This window comes from Leptolyngbya sp. FACHB-1624 (genome assembly GCF_047649235.1).
Taxonomy (GTDB): domain Bacteria; phylum Cyanobacteriota; class Cyanobacteriia; order Leptolyngbyales; family Leptolyngbyaceae; genus Leptolyngbya; species Leptolyngbya boryana.
Window position 1 is genome coordinate 5,736,219 of record NZ_CP180258.1, and the last position, 20,534, is coordinate 5,756,752.

The 20,534-nt window shown below is 47.5% G+C and carries 17 protein-coding genes; 10 read left to right on the plus strand and 7 right to left on the minus strand.

The genetic code is table 11. The features are described from left to right. Window positions 1–5 precede the first annotated feature (5 nt). Window positions 6–1,238: an alpha/beta fold hydrolase gene (locus tag ACMUEV_RS27345; RefSeq protein ID WP_017286020.1), complete on the minus strand. Its 1,233-nt coding sequence runs from the start codon at window positions 1,236–1,238 to the stop codon at window positions 6–8. A 187-nt stretch (window positions 1,239–1,425) separates the two neighbouring features. Here ACMUEV_RS27345 and ACMUEV_RS27350 point away from each other — a divergent pair, with 187 nt between their 5' ends. The 4 genes from ACMUEV_RS27350 (at window position 1,426) to ACMUEV_RS27365 (ending at window position 4,384) form a co-directional block, all read left to right on the plus strand. Then, the gene (locus tag ACMUEV_RS27350; protein WP_017286019.1) at window positions 1,426–1,623 is read left to right on the plus strand and encodes a hypothetical protein; all 198 of its coding nucleotides are present in this window, start codon (window positions 1,426–1,428) and stop codon (window positions 1,621–1,623) included. Between the two features lie 9 nt (window positions 1,624–1,632). Then, the gene (locus ACMUEV_RS27355; protein WP_190651424.1) at window positions 1,633–2,808 is read left to right on the plus strand and encodes a hypothetical protein; all 1,176 of its coding nucleotides are present in this window, start codon (window positions 1,633–1,635) and stop codon (window positions 2,806–2,808) included. A gap of 14 nt (window positions 2,809–2,822) precedes the next feature. After that, window positions 2,823–3,212, plus strand: a complete 390-nt coding sequence (locus ACMUEV_RS27360; protein WP_190651426.1) for a DUF2267 domain-containing protein — start codon at window positions 2,823–2,825, stop codon at window positions 3,210–3,212. 386 nt (window positions 3,213–3,598) lie between these two features. Then, window positions 3,599–4,384, plus strand: a complete 786-nt coding sequence (locus ACMUEV_RS27365) for a hypothetical protein (protein ID WP_190651428.1) — start codon at window positions 3,599–3,601, stop codon at window positions 4,382–4,384. Here the strand turns inward: ACMUEV_RS27365 and ACMUEV_RS27370 are convergent. Then, window positions 4,362–4,787: a VOC family protein gene (locus tag ACMUEV_RS27370; RefSeq protein WP_190651430.1), complete on the minus strand. Its 426-nt coding sequence runs from the start codon at window positions 4,785–4,787 to the stop codon at window positions 4,362–4,364. The genes ACMUEV_RS27365 and ACMUEV_RS27370 overlap by 23 nt on opposite strands. A 55-nt stretch (window positions 4,788–4,842) precedes the next feature. Here ACMUEV_RS27370 and ACMUEV_RS27375 point away from each other — a divergent pair, with 55 nt between their 5' ends. Continuing rightward, the gene (locus ACMUEV_RS27375) at window positions 4,843–5,610 is read left to right on the plus strand and encodes a TIGR00297 family protein (RefSeq protein ID WP_190651432.1); all 768 of its coding nucleotides are present in this window, start codon (window positions 4,843–4,845) and stop codon (window positions 5,608–5,610) included. Between the two features lie 75 nt (window positions 5,611–5,685). Here ACMUEV_RS27375 and ACMUEV_RS27380 read toward each other — a convergent pair whose 3' ends face one another. Beyond that, window positions 5,686–6,807 (minus strand): glycosyltransferase, encoded by a 1,122-nt coding sequence (locus ACMUEV_RS27380; protein ID WP_190651434.1) that lies wholly within the window; start codon window positions 6,805–6,807, stop codon window positions 5,686–5,688. Window positions 6,808–7,030: 223 nt separating this feature from the next. Between ACMUEV_RS27380 and shc the strand changes: the two genes are divergently transcribed. Beyond that, window positions 7,031–9,052 (plus strand): squalene--hopene cyclase, encoded by a 2,022-nt coding sequence (gene shc, locus ACMUEV_RS27385; RefSeq protein ID WP_190651436.1) that lies wholly within the window; start codon window positions 7,031–7,033, stop codon window positions 9,050–9,052. 84 nt (window positions 9,053–9,136) lie between these two features. Here shc and ACMUEV_RS27390 read toward each other — a convergent pair whose 3' ends face one another. From ACMUEV_RS27390 to ACMUEV_RS27405, 4 genes are all read right to left on the minus strand, one after another. Next, on the minus strand, window positions 9,137–9,505 hold the full coding sequence (locus ACMUEV_RS27390) for a phosphomannose isomerase type II C-terminal cupin domain (RefSeq protein WP_036045191.1): 369 nt from the start codon (window positions 9,503–9,505) through the stop codon (window positions 9,137–9,139). A 62-nt stretch (window positions 9,506–9,567) separates the two neighbouring features. Next, window positions 9,568–11,058, minus strand: coding sequence for an MBOAT family O-acyltransferase (locus ACMUEV_RS27395; RefSeq protein WP_190651439.1), 1,491 nt, complete (start codon window positions 11,056–11,058; stop codon window positions 9,568–9,570). Window positions 11,059–11,421: 363 nt separating this feature from the next. Then, complete coding sequence (locus tag ACMUEV_RS27400; protein WP_190651440.1) at window positions 11,422–13,572, minus strand: FG-GAP-like repeat-containing protein; 2,151 nt, start codon at window positions 13,570–13,572, stop codon at window positions 11,422–11,424. Between the two features lie 409 nt (window positions 13,573–13,981). Then, window positions 13,982–14,329, minus strand: coding sequence for a DUF4870 domain-containing protein (locus ACMUEV_RS27405; protein WP_190651443.1), 348 nt, complete (start codon window positions 14,327–14,329; stop codon window positions 13,982–13,984). Between the two features lie 116 nt (window positions 14,330–14,445). On the opposite strand from ACMUEV_RS27405, the gene prfC reads away from it, so the two are divergent. From prfC to ACMUEV_RS27425, 4 genes are all read left to right on the plus strand, one after another. Next, window positions 14,446–16,074 carry a peptide chain release factor 3 gene (prfC, locus tag ACMUEV_RS27410; protein ID WP_017286007.1) on the plus strand — a complete coding sequence of 543 codons (1,629 nt, stop codon included), beginning with the start codon at window positions 14,446–14,448 and terminating at the stop codon, window positions 16,072–16,074. Between the two features lie 137 nt (window positions 16,075–16,211). Next, on the plus strand, window positions 16,212–18,401 hold the full coding sequence (locus ACMUEV_RS27415) for a zinc metalloprotease HtpX (protein ID WP_190651445.1): 2,190 nt from the start codon (window positions 16,212–16,214) through the stop codon (window positions 18,399–18,401). Window positions 18,402–18,963: 562 nt separating this feature from the next. Next, on the plus strand, window positions 18,964–19,419 hold the full coding sequence (locus ACMUEV_RS27420) for an RNA recognition motif domain-containing protein (RefSeq protein ID WP_017286004.1): 456 nt from the start codon (window positions 18,964–18,966) through the stop codon (window positions 19,417–19,419). Window positions 19,420–19,519: 100 nt separating this feature from the next. After that, complete coding sequence (locus ACMUEV_RS27425; protein ID WP_017286003.1) at window positions 19,520–20,398, plus strand: hypothetical protein; 879 nt, start codon at window positions 19,520–19,522, stop codon at window positions 20,396–20,398. The last annotated feature ends 136 nt before the right edge of the window (window positions 20,399–20,534 follow it).

Genomic DNA, 20,534 nt, shown 5'->3' on the forward strand with positions numbered 1-20,534 from the left:
CGCTCTTATTGCAGGGAACGGCGAGAATTTTTGATCGGGTCAGGGGTGAGGACTTGTGCTTGAATCCACTGCATCAATTCAGCGTTAACTCGCTCTGGGCATTCATCATGGGCGCAGTGTCCGGCATCTTCTAATTCGATGAGTTGCAGGTGCGGATTGTAGGTAAGAAATTGCTGCGCTGATTTGATCGGAATCATCCGGTCTTGTTTGCCCCATAGGAGCAGTAACGGTGCGCGAATATTGCTGAGGATCGATTGCAGATTCGGACTAAATTTTGGATGAGTCATGGCTTTGAGAATGGCACAAAATGCCCGCGCAGAATCGCGCTCATGAGCAGGCTTGGATAGAATTTCTAGCAATTCATCGGTGACTGCTTCTCGACCCGCGTATGCTAACATCACCCAACGGCGAATAATCTTCGGGTGTCTGAGTAAGTAAAACAAAGGATATAAGACCCAAGAAGAAGCAAAAATCGCTTGAATGAGTCTGACCAATGGACGCATGATCGCAGGAATAATCTCGTGCTGACTTGCGGGATCAGGCAAGCTAATCATCGCAATGCCGCGCACCATTTCAGGATATTTTCTAGCTGTGACAGAGCAGATGAGCGACCCGATCGAATTTCCGACTAAGACGACCGGCTTATCAACGCAAGTCCGCCAAAAATCATGAAGCTGTTCGACCCAAAGTTCGATCGAGTAATCAATATCAGGCTTATCAGACGCGCCAAAGCCTAATAAGTCGATCGCATAAACACTATGATGTTTTGCCAGCACAGACATATTCTGCCGCCAATGCCCGATCGAGCCACCAAAGCCATGCACAAAGATCACAGGCACTTGACTTCTAGGATTGGGAATCACGGAATGATTGATTTTCCAGTTGTGCCAGAAGAACGTTTGCTGATAGCCCAGTTTCCGCAATTGCGCGATCGAGGGTACAGATTTGACCGAGTGTAGATCAGAAAAAACGGGCTGAAAGAATTCGGTCAGTCGAAGCGCCAATTCCTCGGATCGAGGACTCAGCAATGCCCACCCCATTGCCATTAAGGTTGTGACAAAGAGTTGAATTAGTTCGACAGCAGAGGGAAATCCACCCGAAAAGAGGGCAAAGGTACGATCAACGATCGCCAGCAGCCAAGCCAGAATTCCAAACTCCCACAAGTCAATTTTGAACTGATCCAGAAATGGCTGAAAGTCCTCTAGGGTAAATTGGCGTTCAGTGGTTTGGCAAAACATAGAATCTGTGTCTTCTACAGAACAGTTCCTTTACTGTGGAACGCGATCGCCAAAGTTTCCTCTATTGAAGTGAGTGCTCTACGAAAATCTCAAGGTGCATCTTAACAACGGCTAACCTTTCCTCCGACAGATTTCGCCCCTTCAAACATTAGTTGAATGGAAAGAAGAACCGATGAGGAACATAGCTATGCCTGATTCATATAGCCATAGAAGTAGCCCAACGAAAACCAACACGAATCAAAACGGGCTGATTGATACTAATCCTGGAGATACACCGACTGAACCAGATTACAGTCGGGATGATCAAGAAATAACTCCGGTGAATGAAGCAGCTTTAGAAAGACCTACAGAGAAAGCACCTCAAGAGAATCAAGAAAAATCATAGGAGATTGTCGTGAGTGTTTTAACGATCGAGGAAGTGAAAGGATTAGTTGAGCGATCAAAGAGTTGGTGCGTTTCGATTTACCTGCCAACCGTTGTCGCTGGAACTGAGACTCGACAAAATGAAATTCGATTTAAGAACCTTTTTCGAGAAGCGCTGCAAAAATTACAGGACAACGGACTCTCTGAGGACGAAGCCAATGATTTTTTGCGCCCCGTGACTGACCTGATTGAGTCGGAAGACGATTTTTGGCAGCAACAAGATTCGGGTCTTGCACTGTTCATCACGGATGATTTTTTCCGTTACTACAAAGTGCCACTCGATTTGTCTGAGCTAGTTGTGGTCACGGATCAATTTCATCTCAAGCCGCTTTTGCCGCTGCTGACGGGAGACGGGACATTTTATGTGCTCGAACTCAGCCAGAAGCAAGTGAAATTGTTTGAAGGCGATCGCTACCATCTCCGGGAAATCAATGTTCCCAACTTGCCGCAGGCGATGGATGAAGTCTTGCAGTATGACGACAATGAACAGCGAGGACAATTCCGCATCGGCACGACGAGTGGAACTGCGAATTTCACGAATTCATCAGCCGGAACAGGTGTGTTTCATGGGCAAGGTGCGCCTGAGCAAGATGATGTGAAAAAAGACTATGGTCAGTTTTTTCACGCGATCGATAGTGCGTTGCACGATTTTCTCAATGGGAAGCGATCGCCTTTAGTGCTTGCTTGTGTGGAGTATTTAATGCCGATTTACCGGGAAGCAAATACTTATCCCCATCTGATCGAAGAAGGCATTACCGGAAATGTCAAAGACACTGCAATCGCCGAGTTGCATCAGCAAGTTTGGTCGATCGTGGAGCCTTACTTCTTGCAGGCACAAGAACAAGCAGCGCATGATTATCACGACTTATCAAACACAGAATTGATCTCGACCAAGCTCGAAGAGACTGTTCCGGCAGCTTACTATGGGCGAGTCGATCGATTGTTTGTTGCAGTCGGCGTACAGAAGTGGGGCAGATTTGATCCGAATGCCAATGAGATCCAAATTCATACCAATGCTGAAGTAGGAGACGAGGACTTACTAGATGCAGCGGCAATTCAGACATTGATCAATGGAGGAATAGTCTATGCAGTGGAGCCAGATGTGATGCCTGCTCCTGCGCCGATCGCGGCAGTGTTTCGTTACTAATTGGAGACTAATTGATGAATTACGATCAGTTCATTCGAGCAGTAAAAGAGTCGGCATCATTTGAATCGCGAGAAGGTGCAATTCAAGCAACAAAAGCAACGTTAGAAACAATGCGAGAAAGATTACTCGGAGATGAAGCTAGCCATCTTGCGGCACAGCTTCCCAAAGAATTGGGAGACTGTCTGCGCGGGCGTGAAGGACAAATGGGAGAGCATTTCAAAGTTGATGAATTCTATCGCCGAATTGCAGAGCGCGAAGGCGTAGATGCGGATGTTGCACAAAGTCATGCGACGGCAGTGATGTCTGTGCTGCGCCAAGCTGTGAGTTCAGGAGAATTTGCAGATGTGCGCCTCGGATTTGCCAAAGATTACGACGAATTGTTTGCTGCGATCGCAAATTCTTAGAACTTCCTCATTTTCAGATGCAGTGGGAGGCATATCTATGCCTCCCATTTTTCATGTTGAAATCATTCCAGTGAAGACGCTCTTATTCTCAGCCAGCACCTTCTCCAAATCGATGCTCAAACCCTTGAAGATTTCTCAGTAGCGTTACGGATTACTCACAACTCTTATATTTGGATTGTGTTAATTTACACTTCAACTTTATGAAATTACTGTAGAGCAGATTTCAAAGTACCTGATGTTACTTAAGAAACTCAGTAGAGTTGCACGTAATATTTATTTTTTCAGACATTACACGACCGTAATTTCCCCTCAGTATTGACCTCCTACCCTCCCTTGCTGCAGAAGAGTGCTTCTCAAACTTGATCCATGATTAGGAGCGTTGCTCAATGAAATTCACTATCCAAACCGTTATGCAGGGCTTGATGTTGACAGCCCCGATCGTGATAAGTTCCACGATCGCTATTGCACCAAGCCAAGCGGCAAGTCTTGCAGCATCCAGCAGCAGTTTACTCCTGAACAACTTTACCTGGCAGGGAAATAACCTCAACTCAGGTATCACAACTTCCACCAAGACAATTTCATCTCCTGGCTCTGGCGCGTTCGCTGAGGCTCCCGCAGATGCACTCACAACCGTAGACGAATTAGATCAATTCTCAGAAGCATTCGCCACAGGGATGGGATCAAACTATTTTGCAACTGCTGAAAGCTTATCCTTTACTGAAATTAACTTTGATACGCAATGTGGCTGTTTTCAGTTCGATTTTGAGGCTGCACTTGCTGCGATCGCATTTGCCACTGAACCAGGAGAGTACGCCAGCGCAAATAGTCTTGTCGCGTTCGGCATCTTCAATGGTGAGAATTTGATTGATTCATTTGAAGCAAGCTTATCCGCAAACAATCCCTTTAATCTGATTCGCAGTAGCGACTTCATCCACATTGACGCTATCTTCGACAGTGGATTCGGGGTCGAAATCGCCGGGTTTTATCAGCGGCACTTTGAGCCTGAAACCCAGTTGACGGTACACGGCATCACTCGAACCGATGCCACAGCCACAGTCCCAGAACCTCCTATGTTTGCAGCTTTAGTCATTTTGCCGGGACTGTTCTGGCTCAAACGTCGATCGCAGATGAAAGCACTGCCTCAAGAAATTAGCGATCGCCAATCTGATTAAGATCGCCGCCGAAAATGGCAGTCGAATCGGTGTAGTGTTTGTACTCCATCAAATTGCCAAAGGGGTCAATCAGAAAAAAGGTGGAATGTTCAAGCGGCATACCCACAAAGCGGTGTTTCGGTTGTTGATAGAACGAGAGTTGTTTTTGCTGAGCGCGATCGAGCAACGCTTGCCAATCGGACTTGTTGGTAAAAATCAGCCCAAAGTGACGCGGATAGATCCCTTTTTGTGGAGTTATTTCATCCTGCGTTACATGGGCAACCAATTGATGATCGTATAAGTTCAAAATTGCAGCTTGATCATTTTCTCGCCCTAAACCGCAGCCTAAACCGTCCACATAGTAAGCCTTTGTCGTGGGAATATCCCGCACTGGAAAGGCGAGATGAAATAGCACTGAATTCATGATTTCGCCGCTCGTTGATGTCAGAATCAATTATGGCGAATTTTTTTCTGTGCGTATGCCTCCAGCAATTCCTTCGATGACAGATTGGCTGATCGCGATCGTGCTGAATGCGGTTTTGTTAGGACTGCTGGCGATCGCGCCTAAGAAGCTTCTAACTCCGGGCGGCATTGTCAATGCTTGGATTTTAGGTGTGATTGTTTGGGGCTGTTTGGGCTGGCGAGGTTACTTGCTGGTCGTCTTTTATTTTCTAGTTGGTTCAGGCGTAACATTCGTTGGCAAGGCGCAGAAAGAAGCATTAGGGATCGCAGAAGCGCGATCGGGCGCAAGAGGGGCAGGAAATGTTTGGGGATCGGCGCTAGTCGGGGCGATTTGTGCCTTATTGGTGTTGGGTTTAAATGTAACGCAGTTCGCAATCGATTTCATTCCACTCTTGGCATTGGGATATGTCGCGAGTTTTTGCACCAAGCTTTCTGATACTTGTGGAACTGAGATTGGTAAGGCTTACGGGCAGAGAACTTTCTTAATTACGACATTAAAACCCGTCCCCCGTGGAACAGAAGGCGCGGTGAGTTTGGAAGGCACGATCGCAGGAGTTGTGGGATCGGTTGCGATCGCAATCGTCGGCTGGTCGCTAGGATTAATCAGTCCGATTGGCATTGGAATTTGTGCGATCGCGGCTTTTGTAGCCACGACGATTGAAAGTTTGATCGGAGCGACGATCGAGGATAAAGTCCCATTTCTAACGCATGATGTCGTGAATATTTTGAATACATTGATTGGGGCGATTGGGGCGATCGCGATCGGATTGCTCCTGCCTCGCTAAACTGACCGATCCTTAGCACTAGCTTAACGTCGTAAATACCTCTGATTTTTCGGAATGGGTTAGGATTGCAAGATTTTATGTGCCATAGGTGCGACCTTTCCAGGCTCCGCCTTTACCTTGCCAATGTTGGAGTGCAGAGTCGATCGTCATTAAGGTATACAGAAACGCGATCGCGGGCAAACAAAATGCAGACCAAGCGGGACAGCGATAAAATCGCACAATCGGAAAATAAGCGATCGACATCAACACATACGTCACGAACCCGATCCAATTCAGCACAAGAATCGGAGCAAGGTAAACCAAACCCATTCCTAGCACCGATCCAACCAGCAAGATTGGCGAATAGTTCAATTGGGTATAAGCCGTTCGAGCGACCATTTTCCAAATCGTATCGAGTGAATCGTAAGGACGGAGGCTAATTGTCGATCGCGTTAATCCGAGCCAAATCCGTCTCGTTCCACTTGCCTTAATCGCATCTGCCAGAGCACAATCATCAATTAACGCCTGCCGAATGGCATACATTCCACCAATTCGCTCCAATGCCTCGCGTCGAATTAAACTACAACCTCCTGCCGCTGCCGCTAGCGTTCGAGTCGGATCATTTGCCCAGCGAAACGGATATAACTTGGCAAAAAAGAACACAAATGCTGGAATTAATAGCTTCTCCCAAATGCTCACACAGCGTAAGCGCACCATTAGCGAAACTAACTCTCGATCGTCTGCGATCGCCCAACTCACTAAATCCCGCACATTCCCTGAATCATGTTGAATATCTGCGTCCGTCAGCAAAATGTAGTCCGGCTTTAGCTCTATTGCTCGTTCAATTCCCTGCTGCACCGCCCAAAGCTTCCCTGTCCAGCCACTCGGCAAAGGCTGAGCTGGAATGATCTGCAACCGAGCAGATTGATTGCATTCTTCAGCCGTTGATCGCGCAATTTGTGCTGTGCCATCCGTGCTGTGATCATCGACGAGAAAAATCGTGAGAGAGCCTGAAAAATCTTGTGTCAAGAGCGATCGTAACGTCAGCGGCAGCATATCCGCCTCATTGCGCGCTGGAATCACCACACAAACCGACGCACTCTGAATTTCACCTGTTGGCAACCGCTGATCCATCCGCCAAAACTGACCTCTGAACGCTAGCAAATAGACCCAAATCAAGAAACTCACGATCGAAATCCCAAGAACGATATCAGACATGTCAAGCTCACCATGAAGGCACGAATTTTAGCGGAGCGCTGGAAATGGCATTTCTTCGCGTCGATGAAAACGTTACCTTAAATTCCCAATACATCGTCAAGGTAAAGTGGAAATTCAAGAGGATTTACTCTAGAACAAAAAACAAGATCAGTGCAATCAGCACAGTCTGGCAGAGAAGCCGATGCAGATGATAAGGTTTGGGTTGGTGTGAGGAGTATCTAAGATGTCAGCGCTAGAAAATGCGATCGAAGCCAGTCAGCAATATCTACTGTCGTTACAAAAACCAGAAGGCTATTGGTGGGCAGAACTCGAATCGAATGTGACCATCACCGCAGAAACGATTCTGCTGCATAAGATTTGGGGCACTGATCAAGAGCGACCGTTGCAGAAAGCTGAGCAATACTTGCGATCGCAACAACGAGAACATGGAGGCTGGGAACTGTATTACGGCGACGGCGGCGATCTCAGTACCACCGTTGAGACGTACATGGCACTCCGGTTATTAGAAGTTCCGGCAACTGATTCCGCTTTGATCAAGGCAAAAGAATTTATCCTGGCACGCGGCGGAATTAGCAAAACTCGCATTTTCACAAAATTCCATTTAGCGTTGATTGGATGCTACGACTGGCACGGCATTCCATCTATTCCACCTTGGATTATGCTGCTGCCGTCACTGAAAATTGAGGTTCCCAATCCATTTGGATCAGAGCCGCTATTTTCGGGACATACGTTCAGTATTTATGAGATGTCGAGTTGGGCGCGGGGCAGTACTGTACCTCTGTTAATCGCGTTCGATCGTAAGCCTGTCTTCATTACAAATCCGACGATCACGCTCGATGAGCTTTACGTCGAAGGCGTGAACAACGTCAAATATGAATTGCCCAGAAAATCAGACTGGACAGATTTATTTCTCGACCTCGATCGAGCTTTCAAATTTGCAGAAGAGTGGAACCTTGTCCCGCTCCGAGAAGAAGGAATTAAAGCTGCCGAAAAATGGGTTCTCGAACGGCAAGAAGCAACCGGAGACTGGGGCGGAATAATTCCCGCGATGATCAATTCTCTGATTGCATTACGGTGCTTAGGATATGACGTAAATGATCCTTACGTGATCAGAGGCATGAATGCGATCGATCATTTTGCGATCGAAGAAGAGAACAGCTATCGAATTCAGCCTTGTGTTTCTCCCGTTTGGGACACTGGATTAGTCGTTCGATCTCTGATCGAATCTGGGGTAGCTCCAGATGATCCAACACTGGTCAAAGCAGGAGAATGGTTGCTCGAAAAACAAATTCTCAGTTACGGAGATTGGGCAGTTAAAAACACTCAAGGCAAGCCCGGAGCCTGGGCGTTTGAATTTGAGAATCGATTCTACCCAGACGTAGACGATTCGGCTGTTGTGGTGATGGCACTCGACTTGATCCACATGCCGAATCAAGGTTTAAAGCGACAAGCGATCGCTCGTTGCGTCGAGTGGATCAGCACAATGCAGTGTAAACCGGGGGGCTGGGCAGCTTTTGATCTCGATAACGATCAAGACTGGATCAATGAGGTTCCTTATGGCGATCTCAGAGCAATGATTGATCCGAATACTGCTGATGTGACTGCGAGAGTGCTGGAAATGTTGGGGCAGATTGAGCCAGAGGTAGGAGTTGCCATTACTCCAGAAAAGCTCGATCGTGCTCTGCGCTATCTCACCCGCGAACAAGAAAAAGATGGCTCATGGTTTGGACGTTGGGGCGTGAACTATCTCTATGGAACCAGTGGTGTTTTAGCTGCCCTCGCAAAAGTTGCTCCGAATACGCATCGGCGAAGTATTCAGCGCGGTGCTAATTGGATTGTGAGTGTTCAGAATCCCGATGGAGGTTGGGGCGAAACTTGCGAAAGTTATAAGAATCCAGCGCTAAAAGGACAAGGAGCGAGTACTGCCTCTCAAACCGCTTGGGCATTAATTGGATTACTTGCAGCAGGCGATGGAACAGGCGACTATGAATGGGAAGCGATCGACAAGGGAGTCGCTTATCTAATTAGCACTCAGCAAGATGGAGCCTGGAATGAAGATTGGTTCACAGGCACTGGATTTCCGGGTCATTTCTACCTGAAATATCATCTCTATCAGCAGCACTTCCCCTTAACAGCTCTCGGTCGCTATCAGACCAGTTTAAAACAGCGATCGAGTTTGAAAGTACCGCTGAATCTGAAAGTTAAAGAAGTGGATACAGTTCAAGCTGGAGGACAAGAGCTATAGCGATTCTGTTTGAGTTGTGAATGCGTGGAAAAGAGTGGGGAGTAGGGAATGCTCTGAGTTAGGTTTTCCCCATTCCCCATCTCCTCAAGAATTCGGATCTTTCTCAAACCGAACAATATCGTCCTCACCCAAATACTCCCCATTCTGCACCTCGATCATCACGAGCGGAATCACTCCCGGATTATCCACCCGATGTGGCGTTGCCATTGGGACATAAGTGGATTGTTTCTGCATTAATACCTTCTCTTCTCCACCACAGATCACTCGGGCTGTCCCAGACACGACAATCCAATGTTCACTGCGATGGTAATGCATCTGAGTACTAATATGTGCTCCCGGCTTAATCTCAATTCGATTAATTCGATATCGCTTCGATTCTTCTAAAACCGTCACCGTTCCCCAAGCCCGAATCTCTGTTACCTCTGCCGGGCTAGCTGTTTCTTCAGTTTTCATAGCAGAAACTTCAGTTACTCCACTCTCCATCATGCAAGAAAATCCTCCTAAATCCGAATGAATTAGAAATCAAAGTAAATGTATTGCGTACCTGCTTCTGGAGCAAGTTGCCATACCACGTACCAACACAGGGGAACTAGCAAAAGCTTCAAATGCCAAGTTAAATTCAACTTCAAGCTGCGCTGTAACAGATAAGCGAAGACCATGATCAACGCGATCGCGCTCAAGACCATGACAATCTGAGGCGGATTCAACCCAACTGCTTCTATATAAACTTTTTGAGCATATTGCACATCCGCCGAATAGCCCCAAAGTCGCTCTACCACCTTCAACGCAGAATCAACATTCGGCAACCGGAAAAAGATCCACGAAATGAAGACCAACGATTGAGTCAAAGCCCAAGCGACTAACATCCCAGGCAAACTTGACCAAGCTGCTGCAATCCAGGTGAATTGTTTTGCGATCGCGACATTCAATCGGTGGATGGCGAGTCCAATTCCATGAATCACACCCCACGCCAAAAATCCCCACGCTGCTCCGTGCCAAATTCCCGCGATCGTCATCACAATCAGCAAATTCAAACAAGTCCGAAACAATCCGCGCCGCGATCCACCCAAAGGAAAATAAAGGTAATTGCGCAACCAATCGCCCAAGGTCATGTGCCAACGTCGCCAAAAATCAGCCAGGCTTGTCGTCAGATAAGGAAAATTAAAATTCTCTGGAAGTTTGATCCCGAGGAGCAATGCACTTCCGCGTGCTACATCCACGTAGCCACTAAAATCGAGATAAAGCTGGAACCCATACGCAATAATTGCTAACCACAGATCTGCACTTCCTGCGCGTTGAATATTGTCAAAACTTAAATTGACGAGGACATTTAAGCGATCTGCCACTAATCCTTTCTTAATCGCTCCACAGGCAATTAGCCAAAGCCCTTCTGTAATCTGCGGCATTTGAGGCGCTTGAACTGCCTGGATCTGTCCGACAAACGGGTGATAGCGCGTAATCGGACCAGAAATCAACTTGGCAAAAAACAGCTTATAGGCTGCAAAATCGAGAAACCCTTGAGCCGCAGGCGCTCCCCGATACACATCGACTAAATACGCAATACATTCAAAACAGAAAAAGCTCAGTCCAAAAGGTGCAATGAGGTGAATATCTGTCCAGTTTGCAGTTTGTTGAATCGTTGGAATATCTAAGATTTCTCCGATCGTTCCAAACACAAACGGCACATATTTAAATCCTACGAGCAACAGGACATTGAGAAAAATCCCCGCGCACAGCACGCGCAACCGTCGCTGATTCCAGTCAGCTTGAGCAAACTGCCAATCTTCAATTCGCCAATCTGGCGGCACTCCCATCGCCCGCCCTAGCCAATAGTTAATCACTGTCGCGACCAGCAACAGCGGAATATACTGGGCTTGAAGTGACGCATAAAACACTAAACTGGCGAGAAAGATTAACCAAGATCTCAACCAAGTTGAACGTGCCGACCAGTACACTCCGATCACACAAAGCAAGAAAATGGCGTACAGGGGCGAGAGAAATTGCATAGACGACTAGCGCGGAAAAAAGAACTCGATCGCGTCTAGTGTACTGTCAAACCTGTAGTTCAAAGCAAGAAAAAAGCAGCTGAATCGCTGCTCTTAAAGATATCAAGGGTGATCTAAAAACATCAAACCAACGATGCAGAAGTATATCTCAGGACTCCAGCCCACACTGGTATCTATAAGTGTGTGTCCATTGAAGCGATCACGATCGCTTCAATGGACACTCCAACAACCGTCCCTCGTTTCCCGAAGATCTCGCTAACTCCTGACCATAATAGGCTTAGCGTTTAACTGTCCCTATGCCCTGCAACTCAATTTGAGTTCGGGGCAGTTTTGTTTTAAGGCAATTTTGCTTTAAACAGGGGTTTAAGCCGTTGCCTGAATCTGATCAGACAACCTAGGCGAAAGAATCTCTGTCCGTACGGCTGCTAAACAGCCTCTACAGCCGCATTTGTAGCTCAACAGAGCTGCTCCACCCGGATTCGGCGACGTGCTCGCCGTTACACTGGCAAGATTGGGCAGCGCATAAGGTTGAATTGCGCCAAAATTCACGCTCCATCCCAAATCGCGTAACGCTCCCAAAGTTAGGCTGCTCATTGGCATTGCGACTCCCGGAGATTCCGCAAACGGAGTCATCAACTCGATATCAAACCGCCGCTCATCCCAGTGGAAAAAGACCTGTGGCTCGATCGGAACCGCAGTTGCAGTGCCCGTGCCTAACAAATCGCCATAGGCTGCTGCTGCATAACTGTTGGCGCGATACGTGGCGCTGGTGCGATCGATCCAAGTCTGACCTGCTCTAACCCGCGTTCCGTCTGAGTAGGCAAATTCAAGCGGCTCCCAAATTGTCCCAAATCCGAAGACGTGAGCCAACTCATGAATCATGATGTCGCGTAAATAAATCGGATTTGCATTGAATTCAGCAATCTTCCGAGTATTGAGCGTACTCGCGCCGCGGGTAATCACGAGATTATTTGCTGAGTCTAGCGTGAGCGTTGGTCCGGATAATGCCAATGTGCCAGTATCAGCAGTGCCATCTTGGGCAACAAGATTTTCACCCGTTAATGCAATGTCTAACGTATTCGATCGTGTGATGCCTGTGCGATTGAGAATCACTCCTTCCCAGAACCTTGCTGCTTGATTAATTGCATCACGTGCAGCGGAATTTAATCCAGCTAGAGAATCGGCGAACGTCAGCGCAATCCGAAACTGCTGATCATCACTAGCAGCAGCCGTAAAATTACTCGAAACGGTGTAGTTCGCTGCTTGATTTCGGTAGCTTAGAACTTCTACAAGATAAGTCCCAGGATTGATAAATCGACGAATCGATTCTGCCGCTGTGCCGCGTTCCCATTGCCAAGCGAGAATTTCGCCGCTATCGATCACGCCATTGCTATTTACATCCTGAATCAACCGGATATCTGAATCGCCCGTAAGTCCAGTCAAACTCGCGGTGAAGATTCCAGATTGACCAATCGTGAAGCGGTAAAAATCGCTCGTGTTGCCAGCATCGACGCGATCGCTGCGCGAAAAGATTGGAGCTTGATTCTCGGCGGTCGCAATTGTTCCGCCACTGGTCAGTGTGCCTGTGCGTGACGTTGAAGTTGTCGGCGTGATCAAGAGCGAAGCAGAGCGCTCGAGAGTCGAGGTCGGTTGCCAATCTAAATTCGGTTCTGTGAAGACGGTTGTGGCATCGGCTACACTGCCATTTCTGACAAACCAACCTAATAATTCTCCAGTTGATGAATTGCGCCAGAGTAAATCGGTTGTTCCATCCCCATTGAGATCCGTTCTACTCAGCGATTGCCAATCAGAACTGAGCGATCGTCCTGCTGTGGTTTGAACGCGCTGTATGCCGTTGTAGAGCCAAAACTGCGTCTCCCCGGTTGTCTCATTCCGCCAGACCAAATCCGAAAAGCGATCGCCGTTAAAATCTCCAATGCCCGCAATTTTCCAATCCAAGCTAGGCGCAGGATCAAGATACAATCCCTGGGCGAAAACCCCATTGTTGAGGGTCCAGACTGCGGTTTGTCCGGTATTGAGGTCATACCAAATTAGATCCGGAGAGCGATCAAGATTCAGATCCGTAATGCCCTGAATTCGCCAGCCCCCTGGTCCCGTTGAAGCGATCCCTGTTTTCTGTGCGATCGCTGTATTATTCAACAGCCAAAGTGAAGTTTCTCCACTCTCAGTATTCTGCCAGAGAATATCAACGGAGCCGTCATTATTAAAGTCAGCTAATCCTGCAACACGCGAATTGAGGTCAATGACGGGATCTAGTGCGATCGTCTGAGCAGTGCCATTCTCCAACTGCCAGATTCGCATTGCTCCCGTGCGAAAATTCCGCCACAGGAGATCTTGTTGCCCATCTCGATTGAAGTCTGCGATCCCTGCAACTTGCCAATTCGCATCGGCTTCAGTCGGTAAATCATTCCGCACGACTGGGCTTGAACTTGCGATCGACCAAATCTGATTTGCGCCTGTTGTCACATTGCGCGCCAGCAGATTAGTTGTCACTGTAGTGTTAAAACTGCTAGCTCTCGCGTAGATGGATCGAGTCGCTCGGCTCGATAATATCCTTTCTAGAATAGAATCTGAACCGAGGATCATTGCCTCTGCACTCAAAGAATGGTTGAGACTCATTGTTGTCCCTCCCGCTGCTGAGAGTTTCCACACGAAATTTTGCCCCAACCCGGGTAGACGAACCGCTCGAACACTTTAGCCACCGTATTTCTCAACCCTCAAATAGGCTTTGAGCAAGATCGCCTCTACGTGCGATCGCGCTTAAAATTTACTCGTCTCTGACAAGCTCAATCCTGAGTGGTAGATTTCCTGAACCCTGGCGACTATTTTATGGGGAAAGCTCCGAGATTAAACGGTCGGTTTCATCAAGCTTTCACAAAGTAAATGCAAAGCGTACGTAAAGTTACAGCAGTCTTAAGATAAATGGATATCTATACGGTTGTTCAGGTCGCTCAATCACCTTGACGATCGCCAAAATCGGAAACAGCCAACTACAGATCAAAAGTCCAATGCCGATAACCATCGCAATCGGGATACCAATAACGGTGGCAGCGAGCACCCCTGCTAAAATTCCATATGCGTATAAATTGATATGAAAATTCAGTGCTTCACGGGCATTGTCTTTAATGACCCAGTCGTCCGTGATCAGCAAAATTGCGATAGGAATCCCGATGGAAACGAGGGTAGCACTAAAGAAAATTGATCCGTGACACAGTGCGGAGAGAAGTTTTTGTTGTCCGATGGATTGCATGAGGAGAATCAAACTCGATGCTTTTGAATCTAGCGACAATCCCACCGAATTTGTTGTTAGCTTTAAGATATCGTTATGAATTGGGATTGCCCGCACTCTAACTCTGAGCCACTAGCATGTCGATCGAACTTCAGTCCGAATTGCAGGAAGCCGTAGAACGGCGACGAAATTTTGCGATTATTTCTCACCCCGACGCTGGGAAAACGACGCTGACCGAAAAGCTGTTGCTGTATGGAGGTGCGATTCATGAAGCGGGTGCGGTGAAGGCTCGTCGCGCGCAACGTCATGCGACTTCAGACTGGATGGCGATGGAGCAACAACGGGGTATTTCGATTACCTCAACCGTGCTGCAATTTGAATATCAGCAGTGTCAGATCAATCTGCTCGATACGCCAGGGCACCAAGATTTTAGTGAAGACACGTATCGCACCTTAGCGGCGGCGGACAATGCCGTGATGTTGATCGACGCAGCTAAAGGTCTAGAACCGCAGACGCGCAAGTTGTTTGAAGTCTGTCGCATGCGATCGCTGCCGATCTTTACCTTTGTCAATAAGCTCGATCGTCCGGGTCGGAGTCCGATTGAACTGATGGACGAAATCGAGCAAGAACTGGGGATGCAAACCTATGCTGTGAATTACCCAATCGGCATGGGCGATCAATTTAAAGGAGTATTCGATCGACGATCGCGCAAGATTCATTTATTCGAGCGCAGCAAACATGGGAGCCGTGAAGCGGTCGATACTGTTATCGATTTGGGCGATCCGAATATTGAGGATCTGCTAGAGAAAGATCTGTATTACCAATTCAAAGACGAACTGGAATTAGTCGAAGAAATTGGGTCTGAATTTGACCTAGAAGCAATTCACAAAGGGCAAATGACGCCGCTCTTTTTCGGAAGTGCCATGACGAATTTTGGGGTTGAACTATTCTTGAATTCGTTCTTAGATTACGCTTTGAAGCCCGGTGGACATACGAGCACAAAAGGTGAAATTGAACCCACTTATCCGGAGTTCTCGGGTTTTGTCTTCAAGCTGCAAGCGAATATGGACCCGAAACACCGAGATCGCGTTGCCTTTGTGCGAGTCTGTTCGGGCAAGTTTGAAAAAGATATGGTCGTCAGCCATGCTCGAACTGGAAAAACTGTGCGATTGTCTCGTCCTCAAAAGCTATTTGCTCAAGATCGAGAAGTCATTGAAGAGGCATATCCAGGTGATGTGATTGGTTTAAATAATCCCGGCGTTTTCGCGATCGGTGACACGATTTACAACGGTCAAAAGCTCGAATACGAAGGGATTCCTTGCTTTTCGCCAGAATTATTTGCGTATTTGAGAAATCCCAACCCGTCGAAGTTCAAGCAATTCCGCAAAGGAGTGTCAGAACTGCGGGAAGAAGGAGCCGTTCAGATCATGTATTCCGCCGATGAAGCAAAACGAGATCCCATTCTCGCAGCTGTCGGACAACTTCAAATGGAAGTCGTGCAATTCAGATTGCAGAATGAATACGGCGTGGAGACAACGGTTGAATATTTGCCCTACACGGTTGCTCGCTGGGTAGAGGGTGGCTGGGAAGCGCTCGAAAAAGTCGGGCGAATTTTCAATACGGTCACGGTGAAAGACAGTTGGCAGCGTCCTGTGTTGCTGTTCCGCAATGAATGGAATTGTCAGCAGTTGCAAGGCGATCATCCGGAGTTGAAATTGAGTGCGATCGCGCCTGTGGTGTCGGGGCAGCAACCTGTGGAGATTTAGTAGGGAGTAGGGAGTGGGGAGTGGGGGGAATGTTCCCTACTCCCCGCTCTCCACCCCTTCATCTGACTAAGCCACGAGCCGAAATTTAAATTTTTACCTGGGTACTCTAAGAACGCTGTATTTTAGGGAATCCTACTATGTCTTCTTTTCCGGAATCGGCTTCTCGTTTAGAAGGGCTAGAAGCAGGATTGGCAGCGCTTCAGAGCGAAAATTACCCAGGCGCGATCGCGCAACTTTCAGAATTTCTGGCATCTGCATCGGATCTCGATCAACCTGATGCGTTAAAGGCGCGAATTGGCATCATTCGAGCCAAAATCCAGAGTGGACAGACCGAAAGCGCGATCGCACTCTGTCAAGAACTTCAGCACAGCCAGAACGAACAAGCACGGGCTTGGGCAACTCAAACGATCGCTAAACTCACGCCTGTCGAAACAGGATTTGTTCCGATCGAGCCGAAACAGAAAACGCGGCGAAAACGAGTGCAGCAAGCTCAGCCGATTCAGCAAGTTCAGCCGATTCAGGAAACCCAGGAATCTAGCAGCGCATCGTCTCAAGCCGCGCTGGCTCAACCCGAAAAAACTCAGCATGTTTGGCAAAATGCCGGACGCGCACAACGCTGGCAACCCTTGCGCCGCCTGAATCCTGCTCGCCTGCAATGGGCAGAAATGGGCGCAGTTGTGATGCTTTTTCTCACACTCTACGGTATCTGGTCAGCCGCGATCGCAGCGTCTTGGTTTTGGTTTCGGGTGCAGCGATGGTTAAATCTGAGTCCACTCATTCCAGAGGGCGAAGTTCCTGCACTAGGCTTAGGTTTGAGTCTCGTCATTGCCTTCATTGCCTCCCCGTGGATTTTAGATGCGATTCTGAAGCAGTTTTATGGACTCAAGCCTCTGTCTACTGCTGCACTGACTCGTCATAGTGCGGAATCTTCCCGATTACTTCAACGCTTTTCTCAACAGCAAAAAGTTCCGATTCCAAAACTCAGGATTTTGCCAACTCAAGCGCCAATCTCTTTTACTTATGGCTGTTTTCCTAAATTCGCTCGAATTGTCGTGAGTCAAGGATTATTCGACAGTTTAACTGAAGAAGAAATTGCTGCAATTTGTGGATATGAATTAGGTCATATTGCTCAATGGGATTTTATCTGGATGTCGCTGATTGCAGTTGCGCTACAAATTCCTTACATCTTGTATCAACAGTGCGCGATCGCGAGCGATTCACTGAAAGCTATTCGGATTCAAAATGCTTTTTTAACTAAATTGTTTCAAGTTTTAAGTGCGGTAGCTTCGATCATTTCTGCACTTTCATATGGATGCTTTTCGCTTTTTCGTTACTCAGGATTGTGGCTATCTAGACAACGAATTGTCTATAGCGATCGCCAAGCTTGCAATTTAACGGGCAATCCAAATGCATTAGCTCGCGCCCTAGTCAAAATTGCGATCTCGACTGACGAAACAATTCAGCACGAAAAGCAAACTCCTGCTGTGCTAGAAAGCTTTGAGTTACTTAGTCCAATCAGCTATCGCAGCGCTACTACACTCGCCAGCTTATTCAAGCATCTTCCGATCTCTACCCTATTTCAATGGGAACAAGCGAATCGAAATCGCATTGAACTTATGCTGAATCAGTCCCATTCGCTCTTGGGAATTCGCCTCAATCAACTCATAAATTATTGTCAGGAATGGCACATCACACCTGAGTTTGAAATTGATTCTTCTGTCGTCGAGAATCGCAAGCGCAATCTTGTTGAGCTTGCACCTTGGTTAGGACTAATGCTCGGTAATGCGATCGCAATACTCTTATGGAGTATTGCTTATCTCCTCCATAGCCGTGGCATTTATCAACTCAATTGGCTTGCGAGTGACTATAGCTTATTTACTGCCTTTTCACTCATCGGCTTCGGTCTAGGAATGCTAGTGCGATTTAATCGATTTTTTCCTGAATCTCAGACCGAACAAGCTCATCTCATTCGCTTTCTGACTCAGCCAACGCTCACTCCAATTGATAGCCCGAAAATTCGTCTTGAAGGAAGATTAATCGGGCGTACTGGCACTCGCAATCAACTTGGACAAGATCTAATTTTGCAAACTGAATCCGGTTTAATTCACTTGAATTACTGCTCGCAATTTGGCGCGATCGGCAATCTCTTCTATCGGTTTTCAATCGGACAACCTGTAGTTGTGACGGGCTGGCTGCGTCGGAATGCCACGCCTTCGGTTGACGTTGAAACACTGCATAGTGGATCGCTCTTGCGAAGCGGGCATCAAACCTGGTCAGTTGCGGTCGCGATGGCTACGATTCTACTTGGACTGCTGCAAATTCTGTAAAGAATTGTTGCAATTCCCCGACAAAACTGTTACATTTTGTAGCAAGGAGTTCAACTCGCCGAATGTGGCTAGGTCGAATGCGAAATCGACCCTTCAAACTCTCGGTAACAGGTTTTCTCCTCCCAACACAGCAAGCTGAACCAGTCGATTGAAATGATCGGCTGGTTTTTAATGTGGAGCAGTCCGGCACAATCTACCAAGAAGGCATAGAACTCAAGAGGGAAATTGCAGCATCTACTCGAATCTGACAGACGAGCATGATACCTTTAAGAGTGGCGCATCTCCTGAAGGGACACAGTAACCTTGTTACTGATCCTGTAATCCTCTAGTGATCACTAAGCCTACTGAGTGCGATCGGTTATTCCTAAACTTTCCGGGTTCAGTTTGAATCCCATCGGAAGAGGTTTTCGGTAAGATCGTAACTTGCGGCAAAGCTGGCTGCGGGAGGTAACGGAAATGTCATTCAGCCGTATCCTTCGCCCATCACGTCAGAGTGTTAGTTTAGATGAATGTTGCCCTAGCGCTCTCTTAATTCGGATTCCAAGTCTGGAGGTGTCTCGATATGTCAGTTCGTTTATATGTGGGTAATTTACCCGAAGATTTAAGCCGTCAAGACCTCGAAGCTGCATTTGCGGATGCAGGGGAAGGCGTTACGGCAAAGCTGATCACCGATCGTAAAACGGGTAAATGTCGTGGCTTCGGCTTCGTCACCGTCAAAACTGATGAGTTGGCAGATCAATTCATCGAGAAATACAACGGAGTCAGCATCAAAGACAACGCGATCAAAATTGAGAAAGCGTTGCCTCGTACCAAAGATAAGGCAGATGAACCTGAAGCAGCAGCTTCAAATGCTGGTGGATCTTCGGCAAAACGCAGTAAAGGCGGCAATAACAATAACAAAGCTCGCCGTTCGACGACTCCTGCTGGCGATTCGGATTCGGTTCAACCTGATCCACGTTGGGCACAAGAGTTGGAAAAACTCAAACAGATGTTGGCGACTCAAGCCACCAACTCTTAACTCAGTGACGCTGATCCAGGATTAGCGTCATTTCTTCTTGCGTTTCAATCGCTTCTGGGCGGGAATTCTAAAGCCTGTATTGGTTTGGTTTTAGCTTGAAATGAAGCGTTTGAACGATCGTGCATTTAACCTCCTCCAGACCGAAATTCGTCGGTGTCTTGGTGCTAATGGGATTGGGCAAGTTCAAGCTGAACTTGCCCTTCGTCGTTTGGAAAAGCTGCGCCAACAAACTGGCAGTCCTGTGATGGAATCAGAGTTACAAGCTGCGATCAGTGATTTGATTCCTCAAGCGAATCCGAAAGTTTTCTCTCAAGCAGCCAAGATTAATCGTCCTGCCTCTAAATTTTGGGCGAGACTGAAGTTTGGAACGGCGTTGCTCGTATTGGGTGCAGGGACGGTCGGCGTTGCCAATTTACCGATTCCGGGGATTCGGAATGTCGTTTTGAAAGAGGCTCCGTTTTTACTAGCGCCGACTCACATGTCGATGCATCATCACTATCGAAGTGCGATCGCGCTCATCGAGCAGGCAGATCAACTGGTGAACCAAGCCACTGCGTTTGAAGATCACGAATTCGGGGCTGAGAAAGTTAAAGCTGCACAGACGCATTTAGATCAATTGCCAGTTTCACTGCTAGAAGATCCGGAGGATTACTGTAATGCGGCAGGATGTAGTTTTACGACGGATGAGTTTCGAGTAGCCCGTCAAACGGTCGCTCGCATGGAGGCAAAGCTATTTCAGGAGAAGAATGCTCAGACTCGGTTTGAGCAGAGTAATCAGAGGTTAGCTGAGTCGATTCGGATGATCGATAATGGCGCGTTAGGCAACGATCGAGCCAGAGCCTTAGCAGATTGGCGATCAGCAATCGATGCATTAGATCAATTGCCGAAAACGACTTTGGCAGGTCGGCTAGCTCAAAATAAAATCACTGCGCTGGAACGGGATTTTCGGGCGATTGTGGGATCAAATCCAAAGAATTGAATTCCAATTCATTGCGTTGACTTTGGAATGTTTGAGGAATTTCAGGAGTTAAAGCCGCCTCGAAGCGAAATTACCCGTATACGACGACTGTAACTCGTTGGTCAACGAAAATCTTCGATCGTGGATCAATCTTCGC

Coding starts and splice junctions, on each gene's coding strand:
- ACMUEV_RS27345 (WP_017286020.1), bottom strand. CDS start 1,238: ATGTTTTGCCAAACCACTGAACGCCAATTTACCCTAGAGGACTTTCAG.
- ACMUEV_RS27350 (WP_017286019.1), top strand. CDS start 1,426: ATGCCTGATTCATATAGCCATAGAAGTAGCCCAACGAAAACCAACACG.
- ACMUEV_RS27360 (WP_190651426.1), top strand. CDS start 2,823: ATGAATTACGATCAGTTCATTCGAGCAGTAAAAGAGTCGGCATCATTT.
- ACMUEV_RS27365 (WP_190651428.1), top strand. CDS start 3,599: ATGAAATTCACTATCCAAACCGTTATGCAGGGCTTGATGTTGACAGCC.
- ACMUEV_RS27370 (WP_190651430.1), bottom strand. CDS start 4,787: ATGAATTCAGTGCTATTTCATCTCGCCTTTCCAGTGCGGGATATTCCC.
- ACMUEV_RS27375 (WP_190651432.1), top strand. CDS start 4,843: ATGCCTCCAGCAATTCCTTCGATGACAGATTGGCTGATCGCGATCGTG.
- ACMUEV_RS27380 (WP_190651434.1), bottom strand. CDS start 6,807: ATGTCTGATATCGTTCTTGGGATTTCGATCGTGAGTTTCTTGATTTGG.
- shc (WP_190651436.1), top strand. CDS start 7,031: ATGTCAGCGCTAGAAAATGCGATCGAAGCCAGTCAGCAATATCTACTG.
- ACMUEV_RS27390 (WP_036045191.1), bottom strand. CDS start 9,505: ATGAAAACTGAAGAAACAGCTAGCCCGGCAGAGGTAACAGAGATTCGG.
- ACMUEV_RS27395 (WP_190651439.1), bottom strand. CDS start 11,058: ATGCAATTTCTCTCGCCCCTGTACGCCATTTTCTTGCTTTGTGTGATC.
- ACMUEV_RS27405 (WP_190651443.1), bottom strand. CDS start 14,329: ATGCAATCCATCGGACAACAAAAACTTCTCTCCGCACTGTGTCACGGA.
- prfC (WP_017286007.1), top strand. CDS start 14,446: ATGTCGATCGAACTTCAGTCCGAATTGCAGGAAGCCGTAGAACGGCGA.
- ACMUEV_RS27415 (WP_190651445.1), top strand. CDS start 16,212: ATGTCTTCTTTTCCGGAATCGGCTTCTCGTTTAGAAGGGCTAGAAGCA.
- ACMUEV_RS27420 (WP_017286004.1), top strand. CDS start 18,964: ATGTCAGTTCGTTTATATGTGGGTAATTTACCCGAAGATTTAAGCCGT.
- ACMUEV_RS27425 (WP_017286003.1), top strand. CDS start 19,520: ATGAAGCGTTTGAACGATCGTGCATTTAACCTCCTCCAGACCGAAATT.